Origin of the sequence: Megasphaera sp. An286, from assembly GCF_002163455.1 — a bacterium.
Lineage (GTDB): Bacteria > Bacillota > Negativicutes > Veillonellales > Megasphaeraceae > Megasphaera > Megasphaera stantonii.
In genome coordinates, this window is the sequence record NZ_NFIY01000007.1 from 44,961 (window position 1) to 55,663 (window position 10,703).

The 10,703-nt window shown below is 55.5% G+C and carries 9 protein-coding genes; 8 read left to right on the plus strand and 1 reads right to left on the minus strand.

What is annotated here, in order from left to right; translation table 11 throughout:
* Positions 1 to 309: 309 nt before the first annotated feature.
* From B5F80_RS04830 to B5F80_RS04845, 4 genes are all read left to right on the plus strand, one after another.
* Positions 310 to 2,973 (plus strand): valine--tRNA ligase, encoded by a 2,664-nt coding sequence (locus tag B5F80_RS04830; protein WP_087477691.1) that lies wholly within the window; start codon positions 310 to 312, stop codon positions 2,971 to 2,973.
* A 13-nt stretch (positions 2,974 to 2,986) separates the two neighbouring features.
* A complete protein-coding gene (locus tag B5F80_RS04835; RefSeq protein ID WP_204246348.1) occupies positions 2,987 to 4,291 on the plus strand; it encodes a folylpolyglutamate synthase/dihydrofolate synthase family protein in 1,305 nt (434 codons plus the stop codon).
* Between the two features lie 85 nt (positions 4,292 to 4,376).
* Entirely contained in the window at positions 4,377 to 5,657 is a 1,281-nt protein-coding gene (locus B5F80_RS04840) for an O-antigen ligase family protein (RefSeq protein WP_239386305.1), read from the plus strand.
* Between the two features lie 87 nt (positions 5,658 to 5,744).
* The gene (locus B5F80_RS04845) at positions 5,745 to 6,383 is read left to right on the plus strand and encodes a redox-sensing transcriptional repressor Rex (protein ID WP_087477692.1); all 639 of its coding nucleotides are present in this window, start codon (positions 5,745 to 5,747) and stop codon (positions 6,381 to 6,383) included.
* 60 nt (positions 6,384 to 6,443) lie between these two features.
* Here B5F80_RS04845 and B5F80_RS04850 read toward each other — a convergent pair whose 3' ends face one another.
* On the minus strand, positions 6,444 to 7,250 hold the full coding sequence (locus B5F80_RS04850; protein ID WP_087477693.1) for a biosynthetic peptidoglycan transglycosylase: 807 nt from the start codon (positions 7,248 to 7,250) through the stop codon (positions 6,444 to 6,446).
* 193 nt (positions 7,251 to 7,443) lie between these two features.
* Between B5F80_RS04850 and lpxC the strand changes: the two genes are divergently transcribed.
* The 4 genes from lpxC to lpxI all read left to right on the plus strand — a co-directional run bounded on the left by lpxC (position 7,444) and on the right by lpxI (position 10,691).
* Positions 7,444 to 8,277: a UDP-3-O-acyl-N-acetylglucosamine deacetylase gene (gene lpxC, locus B5F80_RS04855; protein WP_087477694.1), complete on the plus strand. Its 834-nt coding sequence runs from the start codon at positions 7,444 to 7,446 to the stop codon at positions 8,275 to 8,277.
* Positions 8,278 to 8,289: 12 nt separating this feature from the next.
* Positions 8,290 to 8,736: a 3-hydroxyacyl-ACP dehydratase FabZ gene (gene fabZ / locus B5F80_RS04860; RefSeq protein WP_087477695.1), complete on the plus strand. Its 447-nt coding sequence runs from the start codon at positions 8,290 to 8,292 to the stop codon at positions 8,734 to 8,736.
* 190 nt (positions 8,737 to 8,926) lie between these two features.
* Positions 8,927 to 9,739 (plus strand): acyl-ACP--UDP-N-acetylglucosamine O-acyltransferase, encoded by an 813-nt coding sequence (gene lpxA / locus B5F80_RS04865; RefSeq protein ID WP_087477696.1) that lies wholly within the window; start codon positions 8,927 to 8,929, stop codon positions 9,737 to 9,739.
* A 136-nt stretch (positions 9,740 to 9,875) separates the two neighbouring features.
* Entirely contained in the window at positions 9,876 to 10,691 is an 816-nt protein-coding gene (lpxI, locus tag B5F80_RS04870; RefSeq protein ID WP_087477697.1) for a UDP-2,3-diacylglucosamine diphosphatase LpxI, read from the plus strand.
* Positions 10,692 to 10,703 lie beyond the last annotated feature (12 nt).

The following is a 10,703-nucleotide window of genomic DNA, read 5'->3' on the forward strand; positions in this document are numbered from 1 at the left end:
CATTGACAAGACTTTGCAAACTTGTTAGAATATTTATCAACACAAAAGCGATGAGCGGAAGAAGCTGCATGGCGCTATGGCAGAGAGGTGCCGGATTGGTGCGAAGGCACTCATAGCAAGGGCGGCGCGTCACCCGTGAGCCGGCAGGAGGAAAGGCCTGCCCGGATTGCAGCCGTTATTTGCATGATGAAGGGGCTTCGGCCGAGCCGGGGCAATTTAGGTGGTACCGCGGAAGATACAGCGTTCTTTCGTCCTAAGGAATCTTAGGACGAAGGGGCGCTCTTTTTTATGGTCACAGGAGGGTTTGCAATGAAGTGGAACAAGGAAAGCTTAGGAACGTATTCGCCGAACGACATTGAAATGAAATGGTATGATTTCTGGGAACAAAACGGGTATTTTCATCAGGACGCCGATCCGTCGAGAAAGCCCTTCAGCATCGTCATGCCGCCGCCGAACGTAACGGGGCAGCTGCACATGGGCCATGCCCTGGACAATACGCTGCAGGATATTCTCATCCGGTTTAAGCGCATGGAAGGCTATAACGTTGCCTGGATTCCGGGGACGGACCATGCCGGCATCGCGACGCAGGTAAAGGTAGAACAGCAGCTGGCTAAGGAAGAAGGCAAAACGCGCTACGATATTGGCCGCGAAGAATTTTTGAAACGCGTATGGGCCTGGAAGGAACAATACGGCAATCGTATTGAACAGCAGGTTCGCCGCCTGGGCTCGTCGTGCGACTGGAGCCGCAAGCGCTTTACCATGGACGATATCTGCGCCCGCGCCGTCCGCGAAGTATTCGTGTCTCTCTATGAAAAAGGCCTGATTTATCAGGGCCAGCGCATTACGAACTGGTGCCCCCAGTGTCATACGGCCTTGAGCGACATCGAAGTCGACCATTCGGACGTACAGGGCCACTTGTGGTATGTCAAATACCCCGTCGTCGGCGAAGACGACTACATCATGATTGCCACGACCCGTCCTGAAACGATCATGGGCGATACGGCCGTCGCCGTAAACCCTGAAGACGAACGGATGAAGCGGTTTATTGGCAAGAAGGTCGTCATCCCTCTCGTAAACCGCGAAGTCGAAGTCATTGCCGACGACTACGTCGACATTGGATTCGGTACTGGCGCCGTAAAAATTACGCCGGCCCACGACCCGAACGACTTTGAAATGGGCCAGCGCCACAACCTGGAATCCATTATGATCATGAACCTCGACGGCACGATGAACGCCGAAGCCGGTGCGAAGTACGAAGGCATGACCCGCGAAGACTGCCGCAAGGCCGTCGTCGCCGATTTGGAAGAATTGGGCCTGCTGGATCACGTCGAAGAATTGAATCACGCCGTCGGCCACTGCTCGCGCTGCAAGACGACGGTCGAACCGTTCTCGACGAAGCAGTGGTTCGTCAAGATGAAGCCCCTCACGACGGCCGCCTTGAAAGCTGTCGCCGACAAGGAAACGCAGTTCGTGCCGGACCGCTTCGTCAAGACCTACAATCACTGGCTGGAAGACGTCCACGACTGGTGCATTTCCCGTCAGCTCTGGTGGGGCCATCAGATTCCGGCCTGGTACTGCGACGACTGCGGCGAAACGTCGGTCAGCCGCACGGACTTGACGGAATGCCCGCACTGCCACAGCAAGCACATCCATCAGGACCCGGACGTCCTCGATACGTGGTTCAGCTCGGCCCTGTGGCCCTTCTCGACGATGGGCTGGCCCGACACGACGGAAGACATCAAGCAGTTCTTCCCGACGAGCGTCCTCGTCACGGGCTACGACATCATCTTCTTCTGGGTCGCCCGCATGATGTTTACGACCTGCGAATTCATGAAGGACGTCCCCTTCCGCCACGTATTCATTCACGGCCTCGTCCGCGACAGCCAGGGCCGCAAGATGAGCAAGTCCCTGGGCAACGGCATCGATCCCTTGGGCGTATGCGAAGAGTACGGCGCCGACGCCCTGCGCTTTACCCTCGTGACGGGCAATACGCCGGGCAACGACATGCGTTTCTACATGGAACGGGTCGAAGCGAACCGCAACTTTGCCAATAAGATTTGGAATGCTTCCAAGTTCGTCATCATGAACTTGACGGATTACGACGAAACCTTTGTGCCCGAAGAATCGGATTTGACCCTGGCCGACCGCTGGATTTTGACCTCCTTCAACGACACGGTCCGCAAGGTGACGGCTGATTTCGACAACTTCGAATTGGGCGACGCTGCCGACGCCGTATACAACTTCATTTGGAACTCCTACTGCGACTGGTACATCGAGTTGGCGAAACAGCGCCTGTACAAATCCGAAGATGAACGGAGCAAGCGGACTGTACAGTACGTCCTCGTATACGTCCTGACGCATACGCTGGAAATGCTCCATCCCTTCATGCCCTTCGTTACGGAGCACCTGTGGCAGCACCTGCCTCACGAAGGGGAAAGCCTCATCGTAGCGCCGTGGCCCCAGGCGCAGTCTCACTGGGATTTCGCCGCCGACGCCGCGACGATGAATACGCTCATGGAAGCTATCAAGGGTATCCGCAACATGCGCGCCGAATCGAACGTGCCTATGGGCAAGAAGGCTCCGGTCATCATGGCTCCTGCGACGGACGATATGGCTAAGACGTTGAAGACCTACGAATCGTACTTCCATACGCTGGCCTTCGCCGACCACGTAACCTTGCTGGCTCCGGGCGAAGCGAAGCCGGAAAACGCCGTCGTAACGGTCGTGCCGGGCATCGAAGTATACCTCCAGCTCAAGGATTTGATCGACGTCGAAAAAGAAACGGCCCGCGTCCATAAGGAACAGGAAAAGATGGGTAAAGAAATCGAACGCCTCAACAAAAAGCTGTCCAACCAGGGCTTCTTAGCCAAGGCGCCGGCAGACGTCGTAGAAAAGGAAAAGGCCAAGTTAGCCGATTATACGGAAAAGATGGCCGCTCTCACGAAGCGTCTGGAAGATTTGGCAAAACTCTAAAAGAAGGCATAGTATGACCTACGAAGAAGCGATATATTATTTGGAACATGCCAGCCAATTCGGCATCCAAATGGGGCTCGGGCGCATTCGGGAACTCCTGAAGCGCCTGGACAATCCCCAGATGAAATATAAGACCGTCCATGTGACGGGGACGAATGGCAAGGGTTCCGTTACGGCTATGATCGCCAGCGCCCTGTGCTGTGCCGGCATCCGGACGGGCCGGTACACGTCGCCCCATCTGGAAGACTATACGGAGCGAATCCACGTCGACAGGGAAGACATCAGCCGGGAGGCCTTCGCCGAAGCCGTAGACGTCGTGTCCCAGGCCGTGGAAGCTATGGTAGCCGACGGCGTGGAACGGCCGACGGAATTTGAAATGATTACGGCAGCGGCCTTCTGGTACTTTGCCAAGGTCGGCGTGGAATACGCCGTCGTCGAAGTGGGCTTAGGCGGCCTTCTCGATTCGACGAATGTCGTCGTGCCGGAAGTATCGGTCATCACCAACGTGGCGATGGACCACATGAAGTACTGCGGCAATACGATAGAAGAAATCGCCGTCCAGAAGGCCGGCATCATCAAGGAAGGCGTGCCCGTCGTGACGACGGCAGAAGAACCGGCCTTGTCGGTCATCGCCCGCAAGGCTTATGAAATGAAGAGCCGCCTCTACGCTTTGGACCGCAGCTTCGACGTCGTAGGCAACGCCGGGCCGGCCGATCCGTCCGTCGGGCAGATGGTGACGGTGAGAGAGCGGTACGGCCGCGATATTACGGCGACGATTCCCCTCGTGGGCAAGCACCAGCGCGTTAACTGCGCCGCCGCCGTCATGGCCCTGCTGCTCATTGCCAGCCATGAAAAGCGGCTGACCCGCACGGCTTTGGAACAAGGCCTGTCGCAGGTACAATGGCCGGGACGGTTTCAGGTGCTGCGCTGCGGCGGCGTGGACGTCGTCATCGACGGAGCCCACAACCCGGCCGGCATAGATACGTTCTGCAAGACCTACGACGACGTCTTCGGCACGCGGAAGAGGGTATTTCTCTTCTCCGTACTGGCCGATAAGGACTACACCCACATGGTGCAGGAATTGTTCCATGAAGACGATTACGTCGTCTGCGCGCCGGCTCCGACGCCGCGGACGGCGGATCCGCGGCAGATGGCGGCCCTGCTGCCGTGCCGCGCCGACTGGGCGGACTCTTTGGACGCCGGGTTGGACAAGGCCTTTGCCGCCGTGCAGGGCGGAGAGGTCCTGTGCATCGTCGGCTCCCTGTATATCCAGGGCGATGTGCGGCGGTATTTGCGGAAGAACTATCGGCAGGAGTAAGGTGACTATTTTGTCCGGCCTAGGCCGGAGCGCTCTAGACCCCTTGTGTTATTTTTAGTATAATACAAGGCAAAGGAGCGATATAATGAACCCCGTGATGAATCAATATAAGATGAGCAGTCCCGCAGAACGGGCACGCCTCCGCGTGGTGTATGCCCTTCTGGGGACTGTCTTTTTTATGCCGGTCAATCTCATCGCCATGGAGATATGCCTGGCCCTGGCCGTCGTCTTTGCCGTCTTCTGCGGCTGGAAATACGGATTCGGCCCGGCGCCGTCCATTCCCCTGCTCGTGCCGGCGGCAGGCTTTTTCTTTTCGGCCCTGCTGTCCCTCGTCGGCTCGCCTCACGGGCTGATGGGATTTGCCTTTTATTGCTTTACCATCGTGCAGTACGCCCTGTTGTATATGCTGGTCATCTTCTTCGTGCGCGGCCAGGTTGAACGCCATCTGCTGCTGACGGGGCTGTTCGTCAGCGCAGCTGTGGTCTGCCTGTACGGCTTATACCAGTACGCTCACATGCTGACGCTGGGAGAGGCGGCGTGGGTCGACAACTCAGCCTTTCCCCTCCTGCAGCGCCGCATGTATTCGACGCTGTACAATCCCAACTTGCTGTCGTCTTTTCTCCTCATGGTCATGGGGGCTACGGCTTCGATGACCATCTGCACCGGCCATCGGTCGCACCGCTGGCTGTACGTCGGCTTATTTGCCGCCTTGTCCCTGTGTCTGATCCTGACGTATTCCCGCGGTGCATGGCTCAGCGCGGCGGCGCTGGTGCTGTTCTTCGGATTTGTCTGGGATAAGCGGCTGTGGTCGCTGTTTCTCCTCGTGCCGCCGGTGCTGCTGTTTTACCGCGGCGGCGTAACGAACCGGCTTATGTCGATTTTTTCGTACAGCGAAGCCGATACGTCTGTATCCATGCGCCTGGACATGTGGAACGGCGCTCTGGAAATGCTGGGAGACCATCCCGTCCTGGGCATCGGCTGGGGAGCTTTTAAGTATATGTATCCCGTGTACAACGAGTTTATTCAGCAGGCCGGCATTACGATTTATCACGCTCACAATATGTTTTTCAACATTGCGGCGGAGACGGGGCTGGCAGGATTTTTCTTCTTCCTGTGGTTTTTCCTGGGCTGCGGGTGGTACGGACTGAAGGTTTTGCGGCGCGGCGGTTTGTCCCATTTCGACCGGGCCGCGGCCATGACGATGAGCGCCGCCGTCATATCGCAGGCCGTATGCGGGTTAGGAGATTATGATTTATTTAGTACCCAAATTTCACTTACTTTTTGGCTGCTATGCGGCATATTTTCTAATATGTTCATTGATATTCAAAAAAATAAGAAAAAAAGTTTGCGAAATAATTCACAATGATATATAATATTCGTATGGGTGTTATAAAGAATTATAATGGCGTGTTATAGCTGAAAAGAATAGATTGAATTTTGGGAGGATTTTTCTATGAGACAAAAAAAGGCTATATCAGATGCCGTCATCGAAAGATTGCCCTTGTATTACAGAGATTTATTGTTATTGCAAGATGCAGGGATTGATATTATATCGTCCGAGAAATTAGGTGAACGGCTGGGCATTACGCCGGAACAGATCCGCAAGGATTTGACGTGTTTCGGCGCGTTTGGAAAGAAAGGCGTAGGGTATTACGTCAGCGAGCTGTGTCAGCAGATCGTGGAAATCATCGGGCTGCAGCAGCATTGGAAAATCGGCATTGCCGGCATCGGCCATCTGGGCTGGGCCTTGGCTAACTATAAGACCTTCGGACGCCTGGGATTCCGTACGGCCGGCCTGTTCGACGTCGACCACCGGATTATCGGACAGAACGTCGGAGGCGTCGTCGTCACGCCTATTGCCGACATGAAGGACGTCATCCGGAAGGAAGGCATTCAAATCGGCATCATTACGACGCCTGCCGCCGTCGCGCAGCAGGTGGCGGACCAAATGGTGGAAGCGGGCATTCAGGGGATTTTTTCCTTCGCGCCCCTGCGCCTCACCGTGCCGGACAATATCTTCGTATTCCGCGAAGACCTGTCCATCGGCCTGAGCCGCATTTCCTATTATTTGACCAATAAAAAAGAAGACTGACCGTCCTGCGGGAACGTAAGAGAGCCCGGCGCCGATGCGCCAGGCTCTTTTGATGTTGGATTAATTTGTTTCGCTGCCGTCTCCGCTGAGTCCCAGGTCGTCGCGATAGGCCTGCGTGGCCTGGCTGGCAGAGATATAGCCTTGCTCGGCCATGAGAGCCAGGACGACTTGCTGCCGCTTGCGGGCGGCGTCGTAGTGTTCCAGGGGATTATAATAGGTCGGAGCCTGCAGCAGTCCGGCCAGCATAGACGACTGGGACAGGCGCAGCTCGTCGGGGCCGATGCCGTAATAGGTACGGCACGCTTCGTAGAGGCCCGTGGCGTTGGCGCCGAAGTAAGCCGTATTCAGATAAATTTCCAATATGTCGTCCTTGCTGTAGTAGTGCTCCAGCAGAAAGGCCAGTATGACTTCCTGCACCTTGCGGCTCAGCGTTCGTTCGTGGGACAGGAATACGTTTTTGACGACCTGCTGGCTGATGGTGCTGCCGCCTTCTACGGTTTCGCCGGAATAGAGGTTGACTGCGGCGGCGCGGATGATGCCGATGGGGTCGATGGCCCCGTGGCTGTAAAACCGCCGGTCCTCCGTGGCGATGACGGCCTGGCGCAGGAACTGCGGTACGATGTTGATGGACACGTACATGGGAATACGGGCCATCTTGGCATCCATGGCCTCTTCAAAGTGGAGATAGACGTAAGCCTTTTCTTCCAGCGGTTTCAGCGGCGTCAGCCAGGACGATATAAACGATGCCGGCGCGGAACGTTCCGTGCGGCCTCCCGTATCCGGGCCGGAAATAAAGTCGGCGATCAGATTCCAGGAGCTGCAGGCGGCGAAGGCCAGCAAAAAGACGAGCAGTAATTTTTTCTTCATAATACCTCCATGATTCCTTATTATACCATAAGTCGGGCCGGACGAGGCAATACGGAGGCAGAAATGCGGGCGGCGAGGGCGGATCGGCGCGATTTCTGCGGCTGCGAGTATTGGCAAGTCCCCTGTAAATAATGTATAATAATTTAGTATGGGAAACTATGTTATTTCTAACAAGAGAAAGGAGGGCATATTTATGTCTAATGTGGCGCAAACTACCTTGGCGAAGTCCGTATCGTACAGCGGTATCGGCCTGCACGCGGCCGAGGAAGTCCACATGGTGCTGTGCCCTGCTCCGGCTAATACAGGCATTGTATTCATCCGTACCGACTTGCCGGGCCGTCCGTCCGTAAAGGCCCATTTGTCCAATGTGACCAATACGATGCGGGCGACGACGCTGGAAGACGGCGAAGCGAAGGTGTTTACGGTAGAGCATGTATTGTCGGCGTTGAACGGATTGCAAATAGATAACTGCATCATAGAAATGGATTCGGCAGAGCCGCCCGTAGCGGACGGCAGCAGCCTGAATTTCGTCGAACTTATCGAACAGGCCGGCGTGAAGGAGCTGGACGAGCCGCGGCGGGAATTGGTCGTGCGCCGGCAGCATCTCGTGCAGGAAGACGATAAGTTCATCGCCATCGTGCCGTACGACGGCTTCCGCATCACCTTTACGTCCATCAACCCCCATCCGCTGCTGGGCGTGCAGTTTTTCGACGCGGAAATCACCAAGGAGTCCTATGTGAAGGAAATCGCCTACGCCCGCACCATCGCCTTTACGGAAGAGCTGGAAATGATGAAGAAGCTGGGATTAGGCAAGGGCGGCACCCTGGAAAACGTCGTCGTATACGACAAGGAGGAATGCCTGTCGGTACCTCGCGTCGACGACGAGCTGGTACGCCATAAGGTGCTGGATATCATCGGAGACATGGCAATGATCGGGCGTCCCCTGAAGGGGCATATCATTGCCGTAAAATCAAGCCATAAATTGAACAGTCTTCTGACGAATAAAATTGCGGAAGAATTAGATTAAGGAGGAATTCATATGATTTTGGAAGTAACGGATATTATGGAAATTTTGCCTCATCGCTATCCTATGCTGCTCGTAGACCGCATCATTGAGCTGGAACCGATGAAATACGCTATCGGCATTAAGAACGCGACGTTCAACGAACTGTTTTTCCAGGGCCACTTCCCGGGCCAGCCGGTTATGCCGGGCGTGCTGCTGGCGGAAGCCATGGCCCAGGTCGGCGGCGTCACGCTGCTCTATCCGGAAGAAAACCGCGGCCTGATTCCGTATTTTACGGGCATCGACAAGCTGCGCTTCCGTCACCCCGTCCATCCGGGCGATCAGGTCATCATGCGCGCCGATATTGAAAAGATCAAAGGCCGCATGGGCAAGGTAAAAGCGCAGTGCCACGTAGGCGACACCCTTTGCGCCGAAGGCGAATACTTATTCGCTCTCATGCCGGGTCAGAACAGCAAGAAATAATTTTATTGCATTTTTGTCGGATGTAAGAGAAAAACGGCGAAAATGGGAGATAGGTAAATAAAATGTGCTGTTTTTAAAGTGAAAAAGAGGGCATATTTTTCTTTTTGACATACGACTATATACCGTAGAGAGGGATTAATTTAAACAAGCTCCTGCTGTGGCGGCGGCAGGAACGCGAGGAGTGACTTGAATGACCGAGGAAAAAGAAACTATGCGGCAAAGCATAATACATCCAACGGCTGTTATAGATCCGGCGGCGCAGATCGGCGCCGGCGTAAAAATTGGCCCTTATGCCGTGATTGGCCCGAACGTCGTCATCGGCGACGGCACGGAAATTATGGCTCATGTTACGATCGACGGTTGGACGAGAATCGGCAAGAACTGCCGGTTCTTCCCCAGCGCGTCCATCGGCTCGGAACCGCAGGATTTGAAATTTAAAGGCGAAAAAAGCTATGTCATCATCGGCGACCGCTCCGTATTCCGCGAATTCGTAACGGTCAGCCGCGCTACGGGCGAAGAAGAGGAAACGCGGATCGGCAACGACTGCCTGTTCCAGGCGTGCACCCACGTCGCCCATAACTGCATTATCGGCAATAACGTCATCATGAGCAACTGCGCCGGCCTGGCCGGCCACGTCGTCGTAGAAGACCGCGTCGTTATCGGCGGCATCGCCGGCGTGCATCAGTTCGTCAAGATCGGCAGAAACAGCATGATCGGCGGCTTAGCCAAAGTCGTGCAGGATATCCCGCCCTTCGTCATCGCCGACGGCCAGCCGGCGCGCTGCATTGGCCTGAACAGCGTAGGCCTGTCGCGCGCGGGGATTCCTGAAAACGTGCGGCGCGAGCTGAAAAAGGCCTTCCGCCTGCTCTACCGTTCCGGCTTGAACTTAGGCCAGGCGATTGCCGAAATGGAACAGGAGCTGGACAGCTCGGAAGAAGTTGAACATTTTCTCCGGTTCCTCCGCAATGCCGATCGGGGCATTTGCCGGGGCACGAAAGACTGACGGATACGAAAAAAGGAGGGAGATGCGTTCTCGCCTCCTTTTTTTCTTGTAATATGTGCTGTATTACTGACATACGGCGCATTTTTTTGTATAATATAAAAATGGATATTTTATTCATTTGTAAGGGTGATACGCAATGGAAAAAGTCGGATTGTTCGCTGGCGTAGGCCAGCTGCCTGTAGAATTTATGCGCGCCGCCAAGATGCTGGGCCATGAAGTTGTAGTCATCGCCGTCGTCGACGGCGTAGCGCCGGAGTTGGAGCAAGAAGCCGACGCTTACTACGCCATCAACGTGGCCAAGCTGGATAAGGTCATTAAGACCATGAAAAAGGAAGGCGTGACCAAGGTCACGATGATCGGCAAGGTTACGAAGGAAATCCTGTTCAAGGGGCTGAAATTCCCTGACTTGCGGGCTATTAAGCTGCTGGCAAAGCTCCGCAACCGCAAGGATGATACGATTATGCTGGCGATTGTCGAAGAAATCGAAAAAGACGGCATTGAAGTCGTCGACCAGACGCTGTACCTCAAGCCGCTCATGCCGCCGACGGGCGTGCTGACGAAGCGCCGGCCCACTCCGGAAGAAGAGGACGATATCCGCTTTGGCTTCGTCACGGCGAAAGCCATGGGCGGCATGGATATCGGCCAGACTGTCGTCGTAAAAAACAAGGCTGTCATGGCTGTCGAAGCCATTGAAGGCACGGACGCCTGCATCCGCCGCGGCGGCGAGCTGGGACGGGGAAAATCGGTCGTCGTAAAGGTCGCCAAGCCGAATCAGGACGTGCGGTTCGACGTGCCGGCCGTAGGCAAGCAGACCATTCAATCCATGCTGGACAGCGGCTGCACCGTCCTGGCGATGGAAGCGGAGCGGACCTTGTTTGTGGAACAGGAAGAGGTCTTGAAGCTGGCCAATGCCCACGATTTGTGCATCTGCGCCGTAGATAAGACGTTCTGACAGAGGAGTTTT

Coding starts and splice junctions, on each gene's coding strand:
- lpxI (WP_087477697.1), top strand. CDS start 9,876: ATGGAAAAAGTCGGATTGTTCGCTGGCGTAGGCCAGCTGCCTGTAGAA.
- fabZ (WP_087477695.1), top strand. CDS start 8,290: ATGATTTTGGAAGTAACGGATATTATGGAAATTTTGCCTCATCGCTAT.
- B5F80_RS04840 (WP_239386305.1), top strand. CDS start 4,377: ATGAACCCCGTGATGAATCAATATAAGATGAGCAGTCCCGCAGAACGG.
- B5F80_RS04835 (WP_204246348.1), top strand. CDS start 2,987: ATGACCTACGAAGAAGCGATATATTATTTGGAACATGCCAGCCAATTC.
- B5F80_RS04845 (WP_087477692.1), top strand. CDS start 5,745: ATGAGACAAAAAAAGGCTATATCAGATGCCGTCATCGAAAGATTGCCC.
- B5F80_RS04850 (WP_087477693.1), bottom strand. CDS start 7,250: ATGAAGAAAAAATTACTGCTCGTCTTTTTGCTGGCCTTCGCCGCCTGC.
- lpxC (WP_087477694.1), top strand. CDS start 7,444: ATGTCTAATGTGGCGCAAACTACCTTGGCGAAGTCCGTATCGTACAGC.
- lpxA (WP_087477696.1), top strand. CDS start 8,927: ATGACCGAGGAAAAAGAAACTATGCGGCAAAGCATAATACATCCAACG.
- B5F80_RS04830 (WP_087477691.1), top strand. CDS start 310: ATGAAGTGGAACAAGGAAAGCTTAGGAACGTATTCGCCGAACGACATT.